Below are 25,919 nucleotides of genomic sequence, written 5' to 3'. Positions count from 1 at the left end.
TATTTATTGCTCCTCCTGTTGCGCTTCGATTGTTTTCATAAATCCAATAATTTCTATAATGATCGTACGTCGTAATTCTTGGAAGTTTTTAGCGAATAATTCTAAGCCTTCTCGTTGATAAATACGCATAGGATCTTCTTGTTGATAGTGGCGAAGTCCAATTCCTTCTTTTAAGTGAGCCATAGACTCTAAGTGCTTAATCCAACCACTATCTAAGTTGCTTAACATGATTTGAGGGATGACATCTATTACTTGTTCATTTTGAGCAAACGTATCCATTTTTGCAGTTAACTCATCTACAGGGGCTTGTAGTGAGTCTAAAATAGGTATAACCTTTCCAACTTCTCTATCAATTGTAATTGGAGATAGGAAGAGACTATTTAAAGTTGCCTCTATTCCATCATAGTCCCATTCAAACGGTGGAATATCATCAGGTGTAGCATCACGAACTGCAAAGTCTACTGTTTCATACAACATTTGCTTTAGTTGATCTAATAAATCTTCTCCACCTAAAATTTTGTCGCGAAGTCCATAAAGAACGGTACGTTGGTCATTGATAACATCGTCTAGTTTTAGGTTATATTCCCGCATGCCATATTGGGAACCTTCAACAATACGTTGTGTTCGGTCAATAAGCTCTTGAACCTCTTTATTTTGAATAATACCCTGATCATTTACAATCATTTTCGCAGAGAATTTTTCTACTTCTTCTTTTGCGTAACGGCGGAACATATCATCTTCAATAGAGAGAATGAAGCGACTTTCGCCTACATCACCTTGTCGGCCTGAACGCCCACGTAGCTGATTGTCTACACGACGGCTTTCATGCTTTTCTGTCCCAATTACATATAAACCACCAAGCTCGTGTACACCATCACCTAACATGATATCTGTACCGCGACCAGCCATGTTTGTCGCTACCGTAATACGACCCTTTTGACCTGCCTGTGAAATAAGTTCAACTTCTTGTTCAACTGTTTTTGCATTAAGTAATTGGAATGTTAATTTTTCCTTGTTCAGATAGTCAGCTACTGTTTCAGACTGTAAAATCGATGTTGTCCCAATTAAAATTGGCTGACCTTTTTCATGTCGTTTTTTAACCTCAGCAGCAACATACTTATATTTTGCTTCCTGTGTGCTAAAAATAAGATCAGGCTGATCAATACGCTGACGCGGACGGTTTGTTGGAATTTGCACAACTTCCATGCCGTACACTTCACGAATTTCTTTTTCCTGTGTTTTCGCTGTACCCGTCATCCCAGAAAGCTTTGGATACATACGGAAATAGTTTTGAATTGTTACTTGAGCCATTGATTTATTTTCATCTGTAATCGTTACGCCTTCTTTAGCTTCAATCGCTTGATGTAAGCCATCAGAAAGTGAACGACCTTCTAAAATACGACCTGTAAACATATCAACAAGCTCGATTTTGTCTTCTTTGACAATGTAATCCACATCGCGCTTAAACATAACATGTGCACGTACTGCTTGGATTACGTAATGGAAGAGTGTTTGGTGTTCTAAGTCATATAAATTATCGATATTGAAGGCAGCCTCAACCTTTTCAATACCTTTATCCGTTAGAGAAGTAGCCTTTGTTTCATCGTCAAAGTCATAATCTTCATCTTTCTTGAATCGTTTGGCTAACATAGCAGCAATGCGGTGTAATTCCTCATTAGAAGGCATTTTACCTGCGATAATTAAAGGTGTTTTAGCCTCGTCGATTAATACACTATCTACTTCATCGATAATAGCGAAGTGATAAGGACGTTGTACTTTATCTGCTAAGCTATAGGCCATATTGTCACGTAGATAGTCGAAGCCAAATTCAGTACCTACACCGTATGTTATATCTGCATTATAAGCTTCTTTTTTCTCATCAGGTTCCATCATCGGAATATTTAAACCAACAGTTAAGCCAAGGAAACGATGGATTTGACCAACTAGCTCATAGTCACGCTTTGCTAGGTAATCATTAACTGTGATGACATGAACACCTTTACCTTCTAATGCACGTACATAAGAGGGAAGAGATGCAACTAACGTTTTACCTTCACCTGTAGGCATTTCAGCGATATTACCTTCTGTTAAAACTAGACCACCGATAAGCTGCACATCAAAATGACGCATTCCTAATACACGCTTTGAGGCTTCGCGTACAACAGCAAATGCGTCCGGGATGATCGATGTAAGAGGCTCACCTTGTTCTAATTGCTCTTTGAAAATAAAAGTCATTTCTCGTAATTCAGCATCTGACTTGTTAACATATTTTTCTTCAAGATTGTTAATTTGATCTACTATTTTGTAGTAGCGTTTTAATTGACGAGCACTAGTTTGCTCTTTGTTACTTTTAAAAATTGAGAACATGAAATATACGCTCCTTTAATGTTGTCTACATGCTAGACACACCATTATTCTATCAAATTTTACTTATGGTGACTACAATTGACTATATAGGAATCTATTAATGCTAAAATGTACAAAATATTTGTGAAATCGTGGAAAATGTTTAGAAAAAGTATATTTCAATGCTTGTTCATGCTATAATCAATTTGGATTTCAATGTAGATTATTTATTTGAGGAGGAGAGACATGCTTTACGTGTCTTTAATAGCAGCGTTTGTTGCATCCATTTTGTTAACTCCATTAGTGAAACGTTTAGCGTTTAGAATAGGTGCAGTTGATGCACCAAACTATCGAAAAGTACATGCTCGAATTATGCCAAGACTTGGCGGTTTAGCCATTTTCCTTGCCTTTATTATTGGCGTGACGATTTTATACTCATTTTTAGTTCATACAAAACATGGTAGTAATGAGGCTTTATTAGCTATCATTATTGGTGCTTGTATAATCGTAATCACAGGTGTTATTGATGATATGCGTGAGATTTCTGCAAAAGCAAAAATGCTTGGTCAGCTAGTTGCTGCACTGATTGTTGTTTTTGTAGGCGGTATTGAAATTGAAATGGTTAATCTACCGTTCTTAGGTACATTAGACTTTGGTTTATTGAGTATTCCATTAACGATCATTTGGATTATCGGTATTACGAATGCCATTAATTTAATCGACGGCCTTGATGGTCTAGCTGCAGGTGTTTCTACGATTGCACTGATTACATTAGCTGTCATGGCATTTATTATGAGCAATGTGTTTGTTTTAGCGTTAGCAGCCATTTTAGCTGTAGCTTCACTTGGTTTCTTGTTTTATAATTTCCACCCAGCAAAAATCTTTATGGGTGATACAGGGGCATTATTCTTAGGATTTATGATCTCTGTGTTAGCGTTACTTGGTTTTAAAAATATTACATTCGTAGCTTTAATCATCCCAATCATTATCCTTGGTGTTCCGATTTCTGATACATTCTTTGCGATTGTTCGTCGTGTTCGCATGAAGAAGAAATGGTCTGACCCAGATAAATCACATTTACACCATCGATTACTTGATATGGGCTTTACACATCGACAAACAGTCCTAATTATTTACGGAATTGCAGTAATGTTTGGATTAGCAGCTATCATTTTCTCTATGGCAAAGGTTTGGGGAGCTATATTACTTGTAGCGGTCATCCTAACAGCTATTGAAATCTTTGTAGAGGTCATCGGATTGGCTGGTAAAAACTATAAACCATTATTAAATTTTGTACGGATATTTAGTAAATAAAATATAAGCAATCATACAATTTGTATGATTGCTTTTTTGTTGTTAAATAGGGGTTTTACTATTAAAGTCATTAGACACTGAGAAACTCTTTTAAACCGATTATATATAGGGAATGGAATAGAAGGTAAACTTAAATAAACTTGTTAATCGATTACTAGGAGAGGTAAATGAAAAGGGTAGTCAATCAATGGAGAAGCCACATAAAAAGACCATAGACAAGTTGTTTGTCTATGGTCTGAAAGGTCTATTCAGTAACTGAATTGTCATCGCTGCTAGCAGCACTATCTGTTCCACTATTGCCACTTGTTAGGCTCGATGATTGTTCGTTTAGGCCAAGATGGTTTTTGAAAATCTCCTTTGTTTCTTCAACAGAATCTTGATTTAACTGGTAATAATAAATACCAGTAGATGTATCATCCGTGCCATCTAATGTTAAGGAATCGATACGTGGTGCGCCTTTTGATAAATAAGATAAGAAGGACTTCATTTCAGTGAATGTCATATCTGTTTTCATATTATCACCAAGAGCTTTAATGACATCATCATATTTCGTAACAGACTTAACAGAAGCGACTTTTTTAATAATCGAAGTAAGAATTTCCTGTTGACGTTTACCACGCTCAATATCACTATCTTGCTTACGAGTTCTTGCAAGGGCAAGAGCCTGACTACCATTTAAATGCTGTAAGCCGGGCTGTAAGTTAATTGTAAACTTATCAAACTCATCTAATTCATGTAATGCATAAGGTACTTCAGCTTCAATACCACCTAAAGCATCGACTACATCAATAAAGGCATTGAAATTCATACGTACATAGTAATTGATTGGAATGTCAAATAGTTCCTCTACTGTTTCAATAGTAGTAAGTGTTCCACCCATAGCATGTGCATGAGTAATTTTATCTTTATAACCTACTTTAGGAATATAAACGTAAGAATCACGAGGAATGCTTAGCATTTTAATTGTATGAGTTTTATTATTTAATGTAGCTAAAACGAGTGCATCGGAGCGTGAATGATCCGAACCTTGCCCACGATTGTCACTATCATCGACCCCTACAAATAAAATAGAGACATTGTCTTGTACAGGCTCTACTTTCTCTACACGTTGCGTTGAAACCTCTCGACCTTCTAATTCCTCATATGCTGAGTCTGCAGCATGCTCTACCTGTTTTGTAAGGTAAACAGCATAAGCCGTTACACAAATCACCAAGCTTGCAACTAGGAGTAGTGTAACTTTTATAATTAATGAAGCTTTAGAAGACCTCTTTTTAGTCGGACTAACAGATCTTTTTTTCATAATAGTTATATTCTCCTCTAATTATTGGGAATAATAATGCAATGAAGCTAACTTTTATTCAATTATCACTAAGTAATTGTGTGGACAATAAAATAGCTTAACAAAAAAATTATACTATGCATATTTAGTTTCGACAATTAAAACTATTTAATTGACAATAAATTCTACAAATTGAGCATCTTCGAAAGTGATGGAAGCCTGTCCATTAGTCATTTCTGTTATCCAACTTCGGAACTGTTCCTCATCCTCTTTTAGCACAGAAACAATGATTTCAACACCCTCCAAATAACGTATTTCCTCTAAAGAATATGATGAACTTCTTATTTCATTTTCGACTTTTCCTAGCCATGTATAATCAATAGCTACTTTCATGAAATGATGCAATTTACGTTCAACTATCTGTGCAGCAATTAGTCCCTCTGTAGTTGCTTTTCCATAAGCACGAATAAGACCACCACCACCGAGCTTAATGCCTCCAAAATAGCGGGTCACAACAACGACCGTATCTTTTAATCCTTGTTTTTTTAAGACCTCTAACATAGGGACGCCTGCAGTACCACTAGGTTCCCCATCATCATTTGCCTTTTGAATATGATCATGCTCTCCAATAATATATGCGGAGCAGTTATGTGTTGCATTATGATGCAATTTTTTTATACCATCTATAAAAGAAATTGCATCCTCTTCCGTTTCTGCACGTTCTATATAAGTGAGAAAGCGAGATTTGGAAATGACAATTTCGCTTTCACCATATCCTTTTACTGTTAAATAGTTTTCTCTCATTCGTATCAATCTCCTTTTAACTAGAGTTCTATTCTATAATTTTCATGAAGAAAAAGCATTAAATTTTAGCATGGTAATGCTATAATAGGTGTAGACTATGGAATATGTGATTTTAGTCTATTAAATTAGTAAGTAATCATAAGACATTAGACTGGGGAGTATACTATGTTTTCAAATGATACCTTCGATTTAAAGTCGCTTGATGACATTTTTAATCGGATGTTAGATACAATCATGAGCTCAAAGGATGATATCTTTATTATAAGTGAACAAAGCCGCAGAAGCTTTGAAGATATGCAAAAAGAGCTGGAAATTGTTCGAAAACAAATATCAATCGTAATTGATGATGGCGATGCATTGGAAAAAAGTACGCAGCTTGCTAAGCAACGACTTGTGCTAGTGAGTAAAGCTTTTGATAATTATACCGAAGAACAAGTTAGAGAAGCATATGAAACTGCACATGATTTTCAAGTAAAGCTCTCCGTTATTAGAACACAAGAAAAACAGCTACGGGATAAAAGAGATGATCTAGAGAGAAGATTAAGAGGATTACTCGATACGATTGAACGTGCTGATCATATTGTTAATCAGGTAAATGTCGTTTTGAATTACTTAACTTCAGATTTAAGAAATGTTGGTTTAGCCCTTGAACAAGCAAAAATGAAACAGGATTTTGGGATACGTATTATTGCAGCTCAAGAGGAAGAGCGTAAGCGTTTATCAAGAGAGATTCACGATGGACCTGCTCAAATGCTTGCAAATGTCCTTATGCGCACTGATTTAATCGATAGAACGTATCGTGAAAAAGGTATTGAAAAGGCTTTGGCTGAAATTGCCGATTTAAAGAAAACGGTACGTAATGCTTTATCTGAGGTGCGACGTATTATTTATGATCTACGACCAATGGCACTTGATGACTTGGGAATTATTCCGACATTAAAGAAGTATTTATCGACAGTGACTGAATATAATCCAGGTGTTGAAATTCATTTCCAATCGAGAAGTACAGAAAAACGTATACCTTCAAATTATGAAGTATCCATTTTCCGATTAGTACAAGAATGTGTAACAAATGCCATGAAGCATGGTAAGTGTAAAGACATTTGGGTAAAGCTTGAATGGTTAAAAGATGCCGTCAACATTGTTGTAAAAGATGATGGCATAGGCTTTGACCCACAAGTAGTGAAAGATCATTCCTTTGGAATATTAGGAATGAAAGAACGGATTGAAATATTAAATGGTACTATCACCATTAGTAGTGAAATCAATCGAGGTACGACGGTGTTATTTAAAATACCGTTAAAAGCTGAATGATGTAATGGTTGCAGAAATTTAGGGGGTAAAGGACAAATGACAAAGATTATTATTGTAGACGATCACCAGCTATTCCGCGAAGGAGTAAAACGCATTTTAGATTTTGAAGATACGTTTGATGTAGTAGCAGAAGGTGACGATGGTACAGATGTGGTTACGTTATACGCTGAAAACGAACCAGACGTAGTGCTTATGGATATTAACATGCCAGGCAAAAACGGAGTAGAAGCAACGGCAGAGTTAATTACTGAATTTCCAGATGCAAAAGTGATTATGCTGTCTATACATGATGATGAAACATATGTTACGCATGCATTAAAATCAGGTGCTCTTGGCTATATGTTAAAAGAAATGGATGCAGATGAAATCGTTGAGGCGATTAAAGTTGTTGCCAACGGCGGTTCTTATTTACATCCAAAAGTAACGAAAAACCTAGTAGCAGAATTTAAACGACTTTCAGAACATGAAAATAAAGGAAACTTCCATCAAACTGAAATTCGTCGTCCATTCCATTTGCTAACTAAGCGTGAATGTGAAGTATTACAATTATTAACAGATGGTCAATCAAACCGTACAATCGGTGAGACACTGTTTATCTCTGAAAAAACAGTTAAAAACCACGTATCAAGTATTCTACAAAAAATGAATGTGAATGACCGTACACAAGCAGTTGTAACAGCCATTAAAAATGGTTGGGTTGAAGTACGCTAATTGCTAAAACTGTTTTTAAAAGCTACTTTTTTTGAAGTAGTTTTTAAAACAGTTTTTTATTGTTTTTTGGTAATAATTTGTATTGAACTTACTTGAGGAAGAACAGGTCATTCACAATTTTGTAACATTACAATTCATGAGTATGAATATGATAACTAGCAATTCATGCAACATTTTACAGCCTAAGGCGTCATAAGGAAGATGTAGCACTTAAATGTTGAAAATGCACAACAAAATTCCTACGAAAGCATTTATATGCTACAATATGCGCGGGAGGTTTTTTGATGTTAAAGAAAAGTTTTCTAGCAGTTCTAATCTTATTAGTGTTAACTGCCTGTGGTAATAAAGATGAAAAGATGAGTGATGAAGAACGAGATAAAGTAATAGAGGATGGTACAGTTGGCTTTGAAATGATGGGTGGAAACGTAGAAAAGGCTGATAATGTACCAGCGGAAGATGAAAAGGCGATTTTAGCATCTTTTGATGAGTATATTGCTGCATTAAATGCTGAAGAAATTGATCGTTATATGAATACAATCTCGAAAAATCCAAAGGGTTTTAAATACGATGAAGAAAAAACATATGCATCAGAAGTATTTGATCAATTTGATATTAAGCGTGAAGTAGAAAATGTAACAATTGCAAAGTATGAATCAGAAGAGGCGCAAGTATTTGCCAACATGAAAATGCACTCACTTCAGCTTGAGACAAATGTCGAACATGAAAGTGCAGGACGTCAGGTAACAGTCTTTGTGAAAGAGGACAATGATTGGAAAGTGACGAGTGTCTTTTATATTGGTGATGACTCACAGTCAAGTACAGGAAATTAACAGAAGCTATCTTCATTCAACATAACAATTGAGTGAAGATATGCCTATTATACATAGACAATGAATGTGAAATGGAAGCTAGCTTACTAGCATAACTCTAGAAGGGCGAGAACGGGAATCCGACGTTCGTCATTCATTTCACATTCATTTCTTTTTGTTTTTCGTAATATATGCAAAAGCGACAGTAACAACAACGAACAACAATTGCACCAAGTAGAAATAGATTGTAAACTAAGAATTATAGGAGAGTGGACATGGATGAGGACGGCAATCGTAACAGATAGTACTGCATATATTACAGCTGAGGAACGTGCAAGCTTAAACATTCACATGATACCTTTAAGTGTTAATATCTCAGGTCAATTATTTGCAGAAGAAGTAGATATCACAGCATCTGAATTTTATGATAAGGTGCGTGGAGCTAAAGAATTTCCCAAAACAACACAGCCTCCAATCGGAGAATTTGTCGCTCTTTTTGATGAGCTAGCAAGAGATTACGATGAGATTATTTCCATCCATTTATCGAGTGGTATTAGTGGAACATACCAAGGTGCAGTACAGGCCGGTGAAATGGTGGAAGGCATTGATGTTTATACCTTTGACAGTGAAATATCCTGTGCTGTTCAAGGCTTTTACGTATTAAGGGCAGCGGAAATGGCGAAAGAGGGCCATTCAGCAAAAGACATACTTGCAGCATTAGCGGACATGCAGCAGTCTATTCGTGCTTACTTCATTGTAGACGACTTAGCACATTTACAGCGTGGTGGGCGTTTATCTTCTGCAGCTGCATTAATCGGTGGCTTATTACAAGTAAAGCCTGTTTTACATTTCGTGGACAAGGTAATTGTACCTTTCGAAAAAATCCGAACACGTAAAAAGGCATTAAAGCGTGCAGAAGAATTGTTAGCAGAAGATGCCAAAAAGTATGCAGCGATGGACGCTGTTGTCATTCACGGAAATTGTCCTGCTGAAGCCCAAGAATGGCTAGAGCAATTAGCCGCAACGTACCCAAACGTAAACTTTAAATTGAGCTATTTTGGTCCTGTTATTGGTACTCATTTAGGTGAAGGGTCGATGGGATTAGGATGGACAAAAAAATAATGAATTGTGAGAAGTCTCTACAGCAAAAGTAGAGGCTTTTTTCTATGAAAGGGGAAGTTTTAATGAGATATAGGGGTTGGTTATTTCCCCCAGCATTACGTGATTTTCATGAAGGTCGCATTTGGTTAAAAGAACATTCGCCATTTTCATCTGAAGATATTGAGAAAGCAATACAGCGAAAATTCGTCAGTATAATAGAAGGAATTCAAATGAAGCCAGCTATGAAATGCAATCGTTGCCACAATACAGACCCTCAATTATTCACAAAATTCGATTGCTCAAAATGTCAGCAACAATGTGTGTACTGCCGACACTGTATTAAGATGGGGAGAGTCAGTAGCTGTACACAATTGATAATTTGGACAGGCCCCAGGGCGATAAAAATTAACAAGCATTCATTAAAATGGGTAGGGCAATACACTGAACTCCAGCAACAGGCTGCTAATGAAACCTTGGCAAGTGTGAAAGCAAAACGCTCCCATTTAATTCATGCAGTTTGTGGTGCAGGCAAAACAGAGCTACTTTTCCCATCTGTGTATGATGCATTAAAGCGAGGGCTACGTGTTTGTATTGCGACACCACGGACAGATGTAGTGTTAGAACTGTATCCACGCTTCCAAGAGGCTTTTCCTGATACAGTTATTCATGCTTTATACGGTGGAGCTCCTCATCAAAAGGGCTATGCCCAGCTTATTATAGCAACGACCCATCAGCTCTACCGATTTGACAAGGCATTTGATGTCATTATTGTAGATGAGGCAGATGCTTTTCCTTATACATTTGATGAAACTTTACAAAGAGCAGTAGAAAAGGCTAAAAAGGAAAATACTCCTCTGGTATTTGTGACAGCAACCCCATCAGCATCATTACTCCATACTTTCCAGCAAGAAAGCTACTCTTTTATTCCAAAACGCTATCATAATCATCCATTACCAGTCCCACAAGTTCGTTCTTTATGGAGCTATAATCAATGCTTTAAGCGAGGTAAAGTCCCTAAAAGGTTAAAAAAGTGGGTGGAGGAGCGCTTACGCCAAAAGGAACCCTTTTTACTATTTTTCCCGACAATTGACTTAATGAAACGTGCAACGCCTCTTCTTCAAGGGTTAAATGAAGACATATTAGCTGTACATGCAGCTGACCCAGAGCGGAAGGTGAAGGTGTTAAAGCTACGAAATAAAGAAGTTCCGGGCTTATTAACCACTACGATATTAGAAAGGGGCATTACAATCAGCAATGTACAGGTGGCTGTTATAGGGGCAGAGTCATTGATTTTTACTGCAAATGCTCTCATTCAGATCGCAGGTCGAGTTGGACGAAATGTTCAATTTCCTGATGGGGACGTCCTATTCTTTCATCACGGTATTACGGCAGAGATGGATGAGGCATGCGCAAAAATTCAATTTTATAATAAGAAGGGATTTTCTGAATGAATAAAATAGAACATCGTTGTTTAATATGCACACAGCCATTAAAAATAACTATTTCCTGGAAAATGATTGTAACCAAGCAATTCTCGCCGACTATATGTGAAAAATGTGCCGCTCGTTTTGAACCTTCTCAATCTGCTACATCCCTTTATCAATATAATGAGGCGATGAAGGATTACTTACACCAGTTAAAGTTTCTTCAAGATGTGGCTCTTGCCAAGGTATTTCGACAAGAGCTCTATGATCGTCTCAATAAAGAAAAAGCGATTATACTACCCATTCCGATGCACCCTTTTAAGCAGCAGGAGCGTACTTTCTCGCATACTGATGAACTATTAAAGGCAGCGCATATTCCTTTTATGCAATTATTAGAAAAGACAACGACAGAAACACAAAGCTCCAAAAATAGAGAGCAGCGTATACAGGCAGCTCCACTTTTTCGCTTAAAGGAGGCTGCACAAGTCGAACATAAAAATTATCTTCTTTTTGACGATATAAAAACCACAGGGACGACTCTAGAGCATGCTACAACTGTTTTAAAGCAGGCAGGTGCTAAAAATGTCCAATACTTCACATTAATTGAAGGATGAAAATACCAATACATTATGTATAATAGTTAATGAGACAGCATTCGTAGATAAATTTGCTAGAAAGAGGAGGAAAGGCCAATGGCAGAGGTTCGTAATTGTCCGAAATGTAATGAATTTTTTAATTATACAGGAGTCCGAGAAGTGTGTCATAAATGTGCACAATCAGAGGAGGAGCTTTATCAAATCGTTTATCGTTTCTTACGTAAACGTGAAAACCGTGCGGCAACTGTAGAACGTATTGTAGAAGCAACGGGAGCAGATAAAGACTTACTATTTAAATGGGTCCGTAAAGGCCGTTTACAGCCAGCAATGTTCCCTAACCTTGGCTACCCATGTGATAACTGTGGTCATCTCACAACGACAGGAAAGCTCTGCTCGAAATGTCAGGATGAATTAAAAGCAGACTTACGGACATTTGAAGCTGCCAAAGAGTTTCGCCAATGTGTTGAGGAACGTGAGAGAGTAACCTATCACTCAGAGCGTAAACGTTAATTACTCCAAGTGTGTTAATTTTAAACAAAATTAGCACACTTTTTTCTATGTGAAAACTTAACATTATGTGAGACAATCCGAAATAATAGTAAGATAGGATTTAGAGATGGGGGGTATTGAAATGAAAATTACATCTTATGGAGTTAATGCAGTAAACGCCTATAAAAACCAAGTACGCAATGCAAAATCAAATACAAACAAGGCATCTTTCGCCGATAAAATTGAAATTTCAAAGGCTGCACAAGAAATGCGAGGTGTTTCAACATACAGTTCCGAGCGAGCAAACCATGTTCAACAGTTGAAAAAGGATATCGCTTCTGGTGAATACAAAGTAGACGCTCGTAAAGTGGCAGAGGATATGCTGAAATATTATCGTTTCTAGGGAATAGCAGAAAGGGTGTATAACGATATGTCTGTAGAAGCAATTAGTTCTACACTAACAATGCTAGAGAGAATGCATAAAAGCTTACTCGAACTAGCCTTTAAAAAAACAGAAATTATCAAAGCTGGCGATATCGAAGCGCTAGACCAATTGCTCAAGGATGAGCAGGCACACATAGCAGCCATCGATAAGCTCGAGCAACAGCGTCAGAAACAGGTAACGGACTATCTTGAGGCAAAGGGACTTGCTTCAGCTGACAAAACAACTGTCGCGGATGTCATCGAGGCTGCTGAACAACAAGCTGACAAAGCAACACTATCAGCAGTTCGCGAACGTTTAATGCAAATTATCAATGACCTACGAAAACAAAATGATCTAAATCAAAAACTTGTTTTCCAATCCTTACAAGTCGTCAATCTAACATTAGATGCAGTAAGACCTCGTACAGAGCAAATGAACTATTCCAGCAATGAGGTCCGTGGCACAAACAATATAGCTAAAAAATCATATTTCGATTCACAAGCATAACAAGGGAGGAAGAAACATGCGCTCAACATTTATGGGCTTAGAAGCTAGTAAACGTGGCCTCTTCACACAGCAAACTGCTTTATATACAACAGGTCACAATATTTCCAACGCCAACACACTAGGCTACTCTCGTCAACGAGTGAACATGCAGGCAACACCTGGATTTCCAACGGCTGGGTTAAATCAGCCCATTTATCCTGGACACCTAGGTACAGGAGTAGAAGCAGGCTCAATTCAACGTATTCGCGATGAATTTATTGATCGTCAATATCGTCAAGAAACGAATAAGTTTGGTTATTGGGAATCCCGTTCTAATGCGATTTCACAAATGGAAGATATTATGGATGAGCCATCCCAATTTGGCTTAAATGCAGCATTAGAACAATTTTGGAAGGGGCTAGAGGATGTCAGTACGAATCCAGAAAATGCATCGTCCCGAACAGTAGCGATTGAACGAGCAAAACATCTTGCACAATCATTCAATTATATGGACACACAGATAAAAACAATACAAGGTAATTTAGGAAACGAAATTAATGTATCTACAGATCGTATTAACTCTATATTAAAGAGAATTGCATCCATTAATAAGCAAATACAAGAGGTTGAACCTAATGGGCATGTTCCTAATGATTTGTATGATGCACGTGATGTGTTAATTGATGAACTAAATAGCTATATACCAGTATCGATTGAACGTGTTCCTTCAGGTGGGGTTGCTAGTGAGGTGGCTGAGGGAAGTCTAACAATAAAGTTTAAGCCGTATCCATCAGGTGCGCCAATTGAATTAGTTAATGGCAGAGAATATGCGGCATTCACTACTACGGGAACAGATGCAACAGGCACAGTAGCAAGTATTGATGGTAATGATTTAACAAAGGTTTTTCAGGAAATAAAAATTTCCAAGTTAGGTGAACCACCAACAAAGCCAGCTGCTGATGCTGTAGGATTGGAATCAATTAAATATAACGAACTTGAGCCTGGAAAAGGTAAACTACTATCACTTATTAATTCGTACGGATATGCTGAATATGACGCTGGAGGTGCTTTTTCAGGTATAAAAGGTTACTATCCAGAAGCATTAGCAAATTTGGATAAACTAGCTTCTACCTTTGCTAATACATTTAATGCTGTACATAAGGCAGGCTATGATTTGACAGGTGTACAAAATGGATTAAACTTCTTTGAAACGATGGATGGTTCTACAACAATTAATGCTAGCAATATTAAAATAAATGAAGTATTTTCCAAAGATTCTTCGAAACTAGCTGCTTCTTCTGCTCCTAATGAAGTAGGTAATGGTAAATGGGCAATTGAGCTAGCCAATTTACAATCCAAAGCAATTGGTGCTGGAGGATTTACAATTACAGTTGGTGCAAATACTGTTGTAATTCCACCTTCAACAGAGCATCTTGATAGCGCAACTTTCAACTCTTTCTATCAAGGAATGATTGGAAAATTGGGTACAGACGGTGAAGAAGCCTATCAATTAAATAAAACCTCTGAAAACCTGTTATTATCAATAACTTATAACCGCGCATCTGTCAGCTCGGTGTCCTTAGATGAAGAAATGACGAATATGATTACGTTCCAACAGGCATACAATGCTAATGCACGTATGATTACAGTTGTCGATGAAACTTTAGATAAAATTATCAATGGTATGGGCCGTGTAGGACTATAAAATTACTAGAAAGGGGTTTTTCTTAACATGCGTGTGACACAAACGATGCTATCAAATAACATGCTGCTTAACCTAAACAGAAGCTATGGCAGAATGTCTAAACTACAAGACCAAATTAATTCTGGTAAAAAAATTACTAGACCCTCTGATGATCCTGTTATTGCTGTAAAGGGAATGGGCTATCGTCGGGATTTGGGACGAGTTGAACAATATACACGAAATATGAATGAGGTCAATAACTGGATAGATACAACCGATGAGTCACTGAACCAAGTAGGTGAACAAATGAAGCGTGTTCGTGAACTTGTGATTCAAGCAGCCAATGATACAAATACACCTGATGAGCGTGCAAAAATTAAGACAGAAATTGATCAAATTCGCCAACAGATTCAGGATGTGTCGAATACAAAAATTGGTGACCGTTATATTTTCAGTGGTACGAATACGGATAAACCTTTATTTGTAGATGCGACTCCCCCAAATGCTGATGGTTCAAAAATAATTAATGCGGATTATCAACTTTACGATGGAACAAATATTATTTCTACAGCAGCTGATAAATTAACAGCACCGAATGCTGATGTTCAAATTGAGGTCTATGATGGGATTCAATTGCAGGTGAATGCACCTGGTGCTGATTTATTTGGGAATATCGATTCATTAATGGGGAAAATATCAAACTTATTGGATCCTGAAAGAGTTCCTGGGCCAGCGACCAGCGAAGAAATTAGTAAAGCATTAGGTGGTTTTACTTCCAATAGTAAATCGGATGATATAACAAATATACACAATAAAATCCTTGAGACACAGGCCGATATGGGGGCACGCCAAAATCGTGTCGAATTAATGGAAAATCGCTTGTCGCTTCGGGAAATAAGCGTAACTAAACAATTATCAAACAATGAAGATGTTGATTATTCAAAAGCGATAACGGAAATGGTCACTTCAGAGTCTATTCACCAGGCCGCATTATCTGTAGGCGCAAGAATTATTCAGCAAACTCTAGTAGATTTTATTAGATAATACGCACTAGTTATAATCTGAAAATCAAGAGATTATAGGGGAAAGCAAAGTGATATAGGTATAGCGAACAAATTTTATAAATGAAAAAGGAAAGCGTTTGGACAATTCGTTCAGACGCTTTTATTGAAAGGAGAGGTAAAATGAGACTCCCTCAAATTCAAATTCGTACAACAGATGCCAAATTAGACCTTCATATAGGAAAACCACAACAACACATTGAACAACCAGAGGCTACTCTGCATATTGAACAACCAGCCGCTATCTTGGAGATTCATACAACAAGAGGTGTTTTAAAAATAGATTCCTCACAAGCGAGGAGAGATTTAGGGTTAATTGGACCAATTGAAGCGACTAAAAATGCTGCGAAAGAAGGTCAACAGACTGCTCTAAGTGGTATTGAGAGACGAGTAAATGAAGGGCGACAAATAATGATGTCAGCTGGTAAAGGACAAGGACGAGCTATTATGCAAAATATTGCTAAACAAAATTATGGGCCCCATCGTGTACCGTTCAATATCAAATTCGTACCATCCATAGGCTCTGTAAAAATCGACTATACTCCTGGCACAACAGATGTCAATATTGAGCGGAGAGAGCCAATAATTGACGCAAAGGTGAACAAACCAATCTACGAATACACACCAGGGAAAGTAACTGGTACAATGGTACAAAGACCAAATGTTGACATTGATGTAATTGGTTAAAGGAGAGAGTAATCTAATGGATATTGAAACAAAATTTTTAGGAACAGTTGAAATTAATGAACAAGACATCTTAACATTTGAAACAGGACTGCCAGGCTTCCCAAATGCTCGTAAATTCGTCTTGTTACCTCTCGATGCAGATTTACCGTTAGTAGTCTTGCAATCTGTTGAACAACAAGAACTTGGCTTTGTGCTCGCTTATCCATTTGCCTTTAAAAAGGACTATGAATTCGAAATTGATGAGGAAGTTAAAGAGGATTTGCAAATCGAAAAAGTAGATGATATTGTACCATACGCAATTTTGACATTAAAAGAAACGTTCCAAGAATCTACAATGAATTTACTAGCTCCAGTTGTCATAAATACAGTAAAAAAACTTGGAAAACAAATTGTGTTACAAGATAGTGCAAGCTATCCATTACGCTATCCAATCGGTGCTGCGGAAGGAAGTGCCAAGTAATGCTTGTATTATCTAGAAAAAAAGGCGAATCCATCATGATTGGCGACCAAATTGAAGTCAAGATACTTGCGGTCGAGGGTGATCAAATAAAGCTCGGCATCGTGGCACCAAAATCAGTGAAGGTTCATCGCTCAGAAATTTTTGAAGCCATTCAAGAACAAAATAGAGAGGCACTAGCAACTTCTGCAGACTTTTTAAGTAAATTGCAAAAAAACAAATAAAATTTTTTTGAAAACTATTAAACATTCAATCTATCGTACGATATATAGATTGTAAGGCAGAAGTAGTACATACTACAGAAACCAAGCTCTCCCACAAGGATGTGGGTTACAAAAAAACAATTCAAGGAGGAATTCCAAATGAGAATTCAACACAACATTTCTGCATTAAACGCACACCGTAACTTAGGTTTCAACAACACTCAAGCTTCAAAAAACCTTGAGAAATTATCTTCAGGTTTCAAGATCAACCGTGCTGGTGACGATGCTGCTGGTTTAGCAATCTCTGAAAAAATGCGCGGACAAATCCGTGGTCTTGACATGGCTACGAAAAACTCTCAAGATGCAATTTCTTTAATCCAAACTGCTGAGGGTGCATTAAACGAAACTCACTCAATTCTACAACGTATGCGTGAATTATCAGTTCAATCAGGGAACGATACAAACGTTAACCTTGACCGTGACGCAATCCAACAAGAAATTGAGCAATTAACAAAAGAAATCGATCGTATCGCGGGTACTACAGAGTTCAACACTCAAAAATTACTTGACGGTTCATTCAGTGGTAAATTCCAAATTGGTGCAAACGAAAACCAAGATATGAGTCTTGATATTGGTAATATGGATGCTGCAACTTTAGGTCTAACTAAAACAGTAGTAGCAGACTCAGGAGTTGCTGTTACTGGACTAAAAGATGGTTCTTACAAAATTGAAGGAACTAAAGTTTTAGATGCTAAAGGACAAGAAGTAGGTAAAGTAGCTAATAATAAAATTCAATTAGCTGATGGTTCAGATGCAGCTGAATTTACAAAGGCTACTAATGGCGCAGCTTTAACTCCTGGTTCAATTATTAATATTAAAGATGGCAAAGCTGAATTACGTACACCAGCAGATGCAGATGTACAAAAGCTTGCAGCAGGTAAATATGAAATTAGTGGTAGCAACGTGTTAAAAGATGGCGTTAAAGTCGGTGAATTTGCCACTGGTACTGCAACAATTAAAGTTAATGGTGCAGATGTAGCTATTACTAATACTAAATTAGGTTTAGAGACAGCTTTAGCTGACGGTCAAGAATTCACTGTTGGTGGGGTAGATGTTTCTACTCGTGAACAAGCAACAGCTACTATTACATCAGTTGATGATGCAATTAAAAAAGTATCAGAGCAACGTTCTGCACTAGGTGCTGTTCAAAACCGTTTAGAGCACACAATCAATAACTTAGGTGCTGCTTCTGAAAACTTAACAGCTGCTGAGTCTCGTATCCGTGATACAGATATGGCAAAAGAAATGATGGAGTTCACTAAGAACAATATCTTAATGCAAGCAGCTCAATCAATGTTAGCGCAAGCAAACCAACAGCCACAAGGTGTATTACAATTATTAGGTTAATTCCTAACAAGGAGCTTGAAGGTATTTACCTTCAAGCTTTTTTCATTAATGGAGGTAAAAAATGGATAAAATGATACTAGTTCCTAAAGGTGTAGAGAATTTTCAATGTATAGGAGCAGCCTGTGAGGATCATTGCTGTAAAATGTGGAATGTTAATATTGACCGTGTAGGCTTTATGAAAGTAACAACATCTAGTAACCCTGTTATTAAACCAATAGCTAAAAAAGTATATCAAAAAAATTTAAAAGCAACGAGTGATGCTAACTATGGACACATGAAAATGAATGAACAAAGGGAATGTTATTTTTTGGATGAAAATAAATATTGCTTAATACATAAGGAGTTAGGGGAAAGTGCTTTATGTAATACTTGTGCTATTTACCCGCGAGAACATCGAGAAGTTGGCCCTTATATTGAAAAGTCGTTAACATTATCATGCCCTGAGGCGGTTCGCACGTTGCTATTGCAATTAGATGGGATAGAATTTGAAGAAGTATTTGCACAGCCATCGGAACGTATTCAAAGTAAAGCTTTTTTAGATGGGGAACATGTAGATATTTTATGGGCTATTCGATCATTTGTGATTAATTTATTGCAAGAACGGAGTATTTCATTGGACTTGCGTATGATGTTACTTGGTTTACTTGCTGAAAAGTTAAACGAGCGACCAAAAACATTAGAGCATACAGAACAAGTTATCCAAATGATGCAACAACGCTTTTTAACACCACAATATATTGAAGTAGTTATGCAAATTAAAGGAAATGAACTGGTTCAACTCCAAATGCATAAAGAACTCCTGCGTACAACGGTAGAGGAACTTTCGTTTAACGTACGATATATCGAAGTCGTAAATCAATTTATCCGAGGCTTACAGACAGGTCCATTAGAGAACAAGGAAATTACAGAAGAAACTTTGCAAAAATATATAGCTGCACAAGCTGTTTACCAGCAATTTATAAAAGAGCATCATTATATTTTAGAAAATTATGTAGTACATTATATTTTTACAAATGTATTTCCGTACAATGGGAAAACAATATTTGAGGCATATGAAGATATTGTCATTAATTATCAGTTGATCAAAGCTGTATTAATTGGTATTGCCTCATATGATGGAAAATTGACGGTCAATGATGCAGTGCTCGCGATTCAAAGCTATACAAAGGCTGTAGCTCATAATAATAAGAGTTATGGCATATTACGTCAGAAGATTAAAGAATCTAATATGGAAACAATAGCATTTTTATTTGCTTATATTAAAACGAATGAGAAAAAATAGTACTATATCTAGGAACTTGGTTGTATAAAAAACATTATCATATTGTGTAGGGAGAGATAGAGTAATGAATGAATTATTACTAGATACACAACAATCTTACTATGAATACGTCGGAAAAGTACAGCAAGGTTGCCATATAATTGCTAGCTCTTTTCAATCAAATAATTTAGAGCAGGCCTTTCAACTGATTGCAGATTTTAGTGAGGGGCTTGAATGGTTAGTAACAGTAGAGCAACATATGAAAGCTAATCATTACTTTATCAATAGCCGTATACAGGAAGTTATTGAACAACTAACAATCATAAACGAACTATTGGAGAAAAAAGAGATAGAAGCTTTAGCATATTTATTTGAGAATGAGATTGCACCATTTTTCGCTAGTGCCTCTGAATGGACGTTTAAAAAAGTTCAAATGTAAGTGGCTAGATGGTACTAGCTGCTTATTTAACCTAGTATTCTACATTTTTAGAATTGACAAAATAGAATATAAATGTAAAAGAGTGAATTGTCAAAATACATATAAATGGTTTTAATGTTACGAAACACTTTTGAAGGGTTTGCAACAGAAGTACATGTAGATAACATATTTTCATCTGTTAAGAAAAAATTGTTATCAGGTTTTTATAAATATATTCATTTTAACTTGTATATCAATAAACTTAAATGAAACAAGGCTGTGCAAATCTATTAAAGGTTTGAACAGTCTTCTTATTTTGTTATAGACTTAAAACCTATGACTGGCATTTGAAAGTTAATTAATAAAATAGATACGATTCTATTCCTCCTATAATTATCCACATAGTTTCAAAAAAAACTGAAATTCTCTGATTTTTATCCGATATTAGTAACAATCATATCTGTATTAGATTCAAGGAGGATGAAATTATGCGCATTTCAGGCAATGCAGATACTGGTGCAGCAACTATTCAACAGCAAGTCTCCTCTAATGCACCAGCAGTGGAGAAAGTAGTAACGCAAGGAAGCGACACTACAATGAAAAGTGCTACACCGATTGTTGAACAAATACAACAACTTAGTAATGATGATGAAACAAAAGCAAAAGTACAAGAAGTTGTCGATAAAATGAATAAAATGCTGGAAGTAAATCAGAGTGCTGCAAAGTTTAAGTATCATGAGGGTTTAGAACGTTATTATGTAACTGTAGTAGATAGTGCTACTGATGAGGTATTAAAAGAAATCCCACCGAAAAAGTTACTAGACGCTTTTTATGAAATGCAAAAGCTATTTGGGATGATTGTAGACGAAAAAATATAATTATATTTTAAAATGGAGGACTATTTATGGTAATGCGAATAGGTGGATTAGCATCAGGGATGGACATAGATGCTTTAGTAGAAAAATTAATGACTGCAGAAAGAGCGCCATTAAATAAGCTTTTACAAAATAAACAAAGATATGAATGGCAACGTGATGCTTATCGGGATGTCAATACAAAATTAAAAACATTTGATAACTTTATTTCAGATAACTTTGTTATTAAAAACCTAAGTTCAAAAACGGCGAGTAGCTCGAACTCAAATTTAGTTTCAGCCATTGCTACTAGTAAGGCTACGGGAACACTTTCTATTGAAGGTGTTTCACAGTTAGCCGAAGCTGCACGTACAACGAGTGGTCAAATTGATGGTACTGGTACGACAAAAATGAGTGATTTAGTTGGAAGTGATACGAAATATATTGAATTCACTGCACCCTCGGCTGATGGTTCGACTCCAACAAGTGTAAAAGTTGCCATTACATCCAATATGACAGTCGATAGCTTTGTAGAAAAAGTAAATGAAAGTAATATGGGTGTTTCAGCAATTTTTGAAAATGGTCGGTTCTCCTTCACAGCTAAAAATACTGGTAAGGGCGATATTGCTGTTAAAGGGATTGATGAAAATGGTGCAAATACGAATATAAGCAAATTAAAGTTACAAGAAGGAGAAGGAGCAACAGTAACTGAAGGTAAAAATGCCGTTTTCCAAGTAAATGGTATTGCAACAGAACGTAATACAAATTCATTTACACTCAATGGCTATAACATTACATTAAATAAGACGTTTAATGGTACAACAACAAATGTTAATAAATACCTTGCTGCAAGAACAGAACGTGATAATGCGGTGGCTGCTTATAATACCAAAAACGCAGCCTATGAAACAGCACGTGATGTATATTACGGTGCAGGAGCAACTGATTTCCCATCTTATACAAATACACACCAAGCTGCTTATGATGCCCTATTTGGAAAGCCTCTAAAAATGGCAGAGCAACAAACATATAACTCAATTGGTTCCTCAGTCTTTAAAGACTTAACAACTGATGAAATTAACTTCCTAGGTAACTATGATGCTACAGGTAAAAGCATTGATCAAATTAAAAATGATATTCAGAGTAGTAGTCTAGATGACGCTAGTAAAGCAAAGCTAAGTGGTCTAGGTGATAAATTAGAGAAAGTAGCATCTTTAAATACAACAGATTTAAATAAATTTAATGATTATGCGAACTACTCCGTCTATGGTAAGAAACTGAAAGATATAGATATTGATTCTCTGAAAGGCTTTAGCTATGACAGTAACGATGACTTAGAGACAATTCATGCAAATATAGATGCCGCTGGGTTTTCTGATGAAATGAAAACTGCATTGAAGTCTTTCACGAAAGATCAGTTAACTAATTTAGTAGCAATGGCGCAATCACCAGATACAGATACAGTCGATGCATTAAATCGTTATAAAGGGCTTGCCCAAGAGGAAGCGGAAGCAGATGATTTACTCGCAAAATATAATAAGTTTGGTGATAAACTAATTACGGATTTGGTTAATGATCCAACAAAAGTCGATGGATTATCAGAAGAACAAAAGCTTTTATGGAATGATTTATCCGCATACCATACTGCATTTAACAATTATGCTGAGCAAAATATTCAAAGAGCAGATTATATTAAAGCAAACAGTGAAAAAATAGCTGCTGAAGCAAGGAAGAGTAATGCTGAATCAGCGTTTTCTACAGCTAAGGCAGAAGCAGATGCTGCAGGTATACTAGAAAGTGGAACCGAGGACATTAAAGCTGGACTACCTACGAATCCAACTGATCCAGCAGTTACCCTATCATCTACAACAAATGTAGATGACATGATGAATAAAATTAAAGACTTTGTGAATACGTACAATGCTTTAATTAAGGATTTAAAAGAGCAAACAACACAAAAAAAATATCGTGATTATGCCCCTCTAACAGAAGAGCAGAAAAAAGATATGAAGGAAAGTGAAATTAAGCTATGGGAAGAAAAAGCGAAAAGTGGCTTACTTCGCAGTGATTCACTTCTTCGTGACGGGCTATCTAAAATGCGCTCACTTGTTTATGAAGCTGTGCCTGGGCTTGAAGACTCAAAATTCAATACATTATTTAGTGTTGGTATCACGACTACGAAAAATTATAATGATGGTGGCACACTAGAGATTGATGAAAAGAAATTACGTGAAGCATTAGAGGCAGACCCAGATGCAGTGGCACGTCTATTTAAAAATGATGCTGGTAAAGACAAAGATGTAGTAGATGGTAAAGTTGTTGATACACGTGGCTTTCTTGCAAGATTACGTGGATCAATGGATGAGTTTAAAATTTCAATTGAACAAAGAGCTGGCCGTGCTACAATGACAGATCAACAATATACGATTGGTAAAAACTTAATTGATACAGATAAGCGTATTTCGACATGGCAAGATAAGCTCAAAAATATTGAGGCACGTTACTGGAAACAATTCTCAGCAATGGAGCAGGCCATGAATAAGGCAAATCAGCAATCTGGAATGTTCATGCAACAAGGTGGAGGCTTCTAAATAAGGTAGGGGAAACATATGCAGCAAATAGATCAACTATTGCAAGCTTCAGCAAATTTATTTAAGCATTTGGGTGAAACTCCAAAAGGTGAAGACCGAGATGAATATATCGACACTATTAACAACATGTTAGACAAGCGTGGTGCCATTATTGAAGAATTGATGAATGATGGATTTCGTTTCGATGAACAAAATCGCATTCATCGTACATTGCTAGATTTAGATAATGGTATTAAAAAGCGTTTAGCAGATGTAATGGATGCAGTTAAACAAGACATGGCAAACCTACAAAAAACGAAGAAAAGTGAACAGCAATATTATAATCCTTACTCGAATGTTCGCGTAATGGATGGCATGTATTATGACAAAAAAAATTAATCGTTTATCTTCATTCATCGTGGTGGAAGTTGCTAGCTGAATGAAGATAAAGCTTTGGCAGATGTCATAGACTTTTTAAAAGGAGTGAATTGTGAGCATACAATTCAAAATCCAGACAAATTTACGCTGAGACGTAAATAGCTTTTCTTCGGAAAATGGTTTAAACTAGTAAATAAGTAACCTTTCAAAGGAGTTGTCCTTTATTGGCAGCAAATTTAACAGCACAAAACGCGTATAAACAAAATAGTGTGACTACAGCTTCACCTGGCGAACTGACATTAATGCTTTATAATGGATGCTTGAAATTCTTGCATAAGGCGAAACAAGCTATCCAAGATAAGAATATTCAAGAGAAAAATACAAACATTCAAAAAGCTCAGGCGATTATTAGTGAACTGATGTCTACACTCAATATGGATATTGAGATTTCGAAACAAATGCTACCTCTTTATGAATATATGAATCATCGTTTAGTAGAAGCCAACATTCAAAATGATGTAGCCATTATTGAAGAAGTGGAAGGATTGGTGACGGAATTTCGCGATACGTGGAAGGAAGTTATTCGCATTAATCGACAACAGCAATTTGGTCAGGGAAACAGCGGACAAATTTAGACACAATTAGAGACCATCGAAAGTGATGGTCTCTTTCTTGTTAAATCGTTATGATCATGAAATAGTCATAAATTAGGCCATTCAAAGGTAAAATATGTTACTTATTCCCTGTGGCTGTTAGTTGGGCATCATGGCATAATCAAAGCAATAAACATGTTTAAAAGAGTACTGGGGTGGGAATATGATCTTTAAGCGTCAAGAAGGTTTCCGATTTAAATTTAAGGAGCCGATTCAAATAACTTTTGCTATTTATGAGAATGGAAAGGTCAATCATGGACAAACGGCTATGGCTGAATTGTTGGATATTAGTCCACGTGGATTGAAGATGTTTACGGAAGTGGATTTAGGTATAAACCCTCCTCCATTAGATATCCATTTTGTGCTTGATACACAAGAAGTTCGAGCGTATGGAGAAGTAATTTGGAGTCGTCCATTTGGGAGCGGCAAGCAATACGGCATTTATTTTAATAATCAAGGACCAGTGGAAGATTTGATTGTTGGAGAACTAAAGCTTCGGCGAAAAAAGGAAGCAGCGGAAGCGAAAAAACAAAATAATAATTCATAAAAATTTTTGTAAAAAAAAGAATGATTTTAGAGGAATTTCACACACTTGTGTAGAAATAGATAGTATAGCAGTTATAAAGGAGGAGTTTACATGTTAAACTTTAACATTCGTGGTGAAAATATTGAGGTAACTCCAGCTATTCGAGAGTATGTTGAGAACAAAATCGATAAAGTTGAACGCTATTTTAACGAAGATGTTAATGCCAACGCTAATGTCAATTTAAAGGTTTACAATGACAAACAAACGAAAGTGGAAGTCACTATTCCAATGAAGAATCTAACTCTTCGTGCTGAAGAGCGTCATAATGATATGTATGCTGCTGTTGATCTAATTGTTGATAAATTAGAGCGTCAGATCCGCAAGCATAAAACAAAAGTAAACCGTAAATTCCGCGAGCGTGAAGGTGCAGGCCTTTATTTTGCTACTACTCAAGCAGCCGCAGATGCTGTGTCAGAGGAAGAAGAATATTCAATTGTTCGTACAAAGCAATTTGATTTAAAGCCTATGGATCAAGAAGAGGCAGTTCTACAAATGAATATGCTTGGACATGATTTCTATGTCTTTACAGATGCTGAATCGAACGGCACAAATATTGTATATAAACGTAAAGATGGAAAATATGGCTTAATTGAAACAACTTAA

27 protein-coding genes are annotated in these 25,919 nt (G+C 36.5%); 24 read left to right on the top strand and 3 right to left on the bottom strand.

Going from position 1 to position 25,919, the window contains the following annotated elements; genetic code table 11:
- Window positions 1-3: 3 nt before the first annotated feature.
- Complete coding sequence (gene secA2 / locus JIN86_RS11400; RefSeq protein ID WP_202341966.1) at window positions 4-2,367, bottom strand: accessory Sec system translocase SecA2; 2,364 nt, start codon at window positions 2,365-2,367, stop codon at window positions 4-6.
- Window positions 2,368-2,592: 225 nt separating this feature from the next.
- Between secA2 and JIN86_RS11395 the strand changes: the two genes are divergently transcribed.
- Window positions 2,593-3,660, top strand: a complete 1,068-nt coding sequence (locus JIN86_RS11395) for a glycosyltransferase family 4 protein (RefSeq protein WP_004230902.1) — start codon at window positions 2,593-2,595, stop codon at window positions 3,658-3,660.
- 244 nt (window positions 3,661-3,904) lie between these two features.
- Here the strand turns inward: JIN86_RS11395 and JIN86_RS11390 are convergent, their stop codons facing one another.
- Together JIN86_RS11390 and JIN86_RS11385 are read right to left on the bottom strand one after the other, a co-directional pair.
- Complete coding sequence (locus tag JIN86_RS11390; RefSeq protein ID WP_202341965.1) at window positions 3,905-4,960, bottom strand: LCP family protein; 1,056 nt, start codon at window positions 4,958-4,960, stop codon at window positions 3,905-3,907.
- A 147-nt stretch (window positions 4,961-5,107) separates the two neighbouring features.
- Window positions 5,108-5,743: a YigZ family protein gene (locus JIN86_RS11385; RefSeq protein WP_131520838.1), complete on the bottom strand. Its 636-nt coding sequence runs from the start codon at window positions 5,741-5,743 to the stop codon at window positions 5,108-5,110.
- Between the two features lie 165 nt (window positions 5,744-5,908).
- Here JIN86_RS11385 and JIN86_RS11380 point away from each other — a divergent pair, with 165 nt between their 5' ends.
- The 23 genes from JIN86_RS11380 to hpf all read left to right on the top strand — a co-directional run bounded on the left by JIN86_RS11380 (window position 5,909) and on the right by hpf (window position 25,919).
- Complete coding sequence (locus JIN86_RS11380; RefSeq protein WP_004227593.1) at window positions 5,909-7,057, top strand: sensor histidine kinase; 1,149 nt, start codon at window positions 5,909-5,911, stop codon at window positions 7,055-7,057.
- A 36-nt stretch (window positions 7,058-7,093) separates the two neighbouring features.
- Complete coding sequence (locus JIN86_RS11375) at window positions 7,094-7,768, top strand: response regulator transcription factor (RefSeq protein ID WP_004227590.1); 675 nt, start codon at window positions 7,094-7,096, stop codon at window positions 7,766-7,768.
- 284 nt (window positions 7,769-8,052) lie between these two features.
- Window positions 8,053-8,598, top strand: coding sequence for a DUF3225 domain-containing protein (locus JIN86_RS11370; RefSeq protein WP_004227588.1), 546 nt, complete (start codon window positions 8,053-8,055; stop codon window positions 8,596-8,598).
- Window positions 8,599-8,856: 258 nt separating this feature from the next.
- The gene (locus JIN86_RS11365) at window positions 8,857-9,699 is read left to right on the top strand and encodes a DegV family protein (RefSeq protein WP_004227586.1); all 843 of its coding nucleotides are present in this window, start codon (window positions 8,857-8,859) and stop codon (window positions 9,697-9,699) included.
- 44 nt (window positions 9,700-9,743) lie between these two features.
- Window positions 9,744-11,129, top strand: a complete 1,386-nt coding sequence (locus JIN86_RS11360; protein ID WP_202341964.1) for an ATP-dependent helicase ComFA — start codon at window positions 9,744-9,746, stop codon at window positions 11,127-11,129.
- A complete protein-coding gene (locus JIN86_RS11355; protein WP_004227582.1) occupies window positions 11,126-11,716 on the top strand; it encodes a ComF family protein in 591 nt (196 codons plus the stop codon). Before JIN86_RS11360 ends, JIN86_RS11355 begins: the two co-directional genes overlap by 4 nt.
- A gap of 78 nt (window positions 11,717-11,794) precedes the next feature.
- A complete protein-coding gene (locus JIN86_RS11350; protein ID WP_202341963.1) occupies window positions 11,795-12,208 on the top strand; it encodes a TIGR03826 family flagellar region protein in 414 nt (137 codons plus the stop codon).
- 121 nt (window positions 12,209-12,329) lie between these two features.
- Entirely contained in the window at window positions 12,330-12,590 is a 261-nt protein-coding gene (flgM, locus tag JIN86_RS11345; protein WP_004227578.1) for a flagellar biosynthesis anti-sigma factor FlgM, read from the top strand.
- 27 nt (window positions 12,591-12,617) lie between these two features.
- Window positions 12,618-13,118, top strand: a complete 501-nt coding sequence (locus JIN86_RS11340) for a flagellar protein FlgN (RefSeq protein WP_004227576.1) — start codon at window positions 12,618-12,620, stop codon at window positions 13,116-13,118.
- 16 nt (window positions 13,119-13,134) lie between these two features.
- Window positions 13,135-14,802 (top strand): flagellar hook-associated protein FlgK, encoded by a 1,668-nt coding sequence (flgK, locus tag JIN86_RS11335; protein WP_202341962.1) that lies wholly within the window; start codon window positions 13,135-13,137, stop codon window positions 14,800-14,802.
- Between the two features lie 27 nt (window positions 14,803-14,829).
- Entirely contained in the window at window positions 14,830-15,825 is a 996-nt protein-coding gene (gene flgL, locus JIN86_RS11330; protein ID WP_202341961.1) for a flagellar hook-associated protein FlgL, read from the top strand.
- A 140-nt stretch (window positions 15,826-15,965) separates the two neighbouring features.
- Window positions 15,966-16,529 (top strand): DUF6470 family protein, encoded by a 564-nt coding sequence (locus tag JIN86_RS11325; RefSeq protein ID WP_202341960.1) that lies wholly within the window; start codon window positions 15,966-15,968, stop codon window positions 16,527-16,529.
- 16 nt (window positions 16,530-16,545) lie between these two features.
- Window positions 16,546-16,989, top strand: coding sequence for a flagellar assembly protein FliW (gene fliW / locus JIN86_RS11320; RefSeq protein ID WP_202341959.1), 444 nt, complete (start codon window positions 16,546-16,548; stop codon window positions 16,987-16,989).
- On the top strand, window positions 16,989-17,210 hold the full coding sequence (gene csrA / locus JIN86_RS11315; protein ID WP_202341958.1) for a carbon storage regulator CsrA: 222 nt from the start codon (window positions 16,989-16,991) through the stop codon (window positions 17,208-17,210). The genes fliW and csrA overlap by 1 nt, the downstream gene beginning before the upstream one ends.
- A gap of 138 nt (window positions 17,211-17,348) precedes the next feature.
- Window positions 17,349-18,596, top strand: coding sequence for a flagellin N-terminal helical domain-containing protein (locus tag JIN86_RS11310; RefSeq protein ID WP_202341957.1), 1,248 nt, complete (start codon window positions 17,349-17,351; stop codon window positions 18,594-18,596).
- A 61-nt stretch (window positions 18,597-18,657) separates the two neighbouring features.
- Window positions 18,658-19,878 carry a flagellin lysine-N-methylase gene (fliB, locus tag JIN86_RS11305; protein ID WP_202341956.1) on the top strand — a complete coding sequence of 407 codons (1,221 nt, stop codon included), beginning with the start codon at window positions 18,658-18,660 and terminating at the stop codon, window positions 19,876-19,878.
- Between the two features lie 64 nt (window positions 19,879-19,942).
- Complete coding sequence (locus JIN86_RS11300; RefSeq protein ID WP_202341955.1) at window positions 19,943-20,296, top strand: DUF8042 domain-containing protein; 354 nt, start codon at window positions 19,943-19,945, stop codon at window positions 20,294-20,296.
- 467 nt (window positions 20,297-20,763) lie between these two features.
- Window positions 20,764-21,153, top strand: coding sequence for a flagellar protein FlaG (locus JIN86_RS11295; protein WP_004227547.1), 390 nt, complete (start codon window positions 20,764-20,766; stop codon window positions 21,151-21,153).
- A gap of 26 nt (window positions 21,154-21,179) precedes the next feature.
- On the top strand, window positions 21,180-23,720 hold the full coding sequence (gene fliD / locus JIN86_RS11290; RefSeq protein WP_202341954.1) for a flagellar filament capping protein FliD: 2,541 nt from the start codon (window positions 21,180-21,182) through the stop codon (window positions 23,718-23,720).
- 18 nt (window positions 23,721-23,738) lie between these two features.
- Complete coding sequence (locus tag JIN86_RS11285; protein WP_004227543.1) at window positions 23,739-24,098, top strand: flagellar protein FliT; 360 nt, start codon at window positions 23,739-23,741, stop codon at window positions 24,096-24,098.
- A 203-nt stretch (window positions 24,099-24,301) separates the two neighbouring features.
- Entirely contained in the window at window positions 24,302-24,712 is a 411-nt protein-coding gene (gene fliS, locus JIN86_RS11280; protein ID WP_004227541.1) for a flagellar export chaperone FliS, read from the top strand.
- Between the two features lie 181 nt (window positions 24,713-24,893).
- Complete coding sequence (locus JIN86_RS11275; RefSeq protein WP_004227539.1) at window positions 24,894-25,277, top strand: PilZ domain-containing protein; 384 nt, start codon at window positions 24,894-24,896, stop codon at window positions 25,275-25,277.
- 90 nt (window positions 25,278-25,367) lie between these two features.
- Window positions 25,368-25,919: a ribosome hibernation-promoting factor, HPF/YfiA family gene (gene hpf, locus JIN86_RS11270; RefSeq protein ID WP_004227537.1), complete on the top strand. Its 552-nt coding sequence runs from the start codon at window positions 25,368-25,370 to the stop codon at window positions 25,917-25,919.

Origin of the sequence: Lysinibacillus sp. HST-98 (assembly GCF_016757845.1) — a bacterium.
In the GTDB taxonomy this organism is placed as follows: Bacteria; Bacillota; Bacilli; order Bacillales_A; family Planococcaceae; genus Lysinibacillus; species Lysinibacillus capsici.
This window is presented reverse-complemented; position numbering and strand designations above follow the sequence as displayed.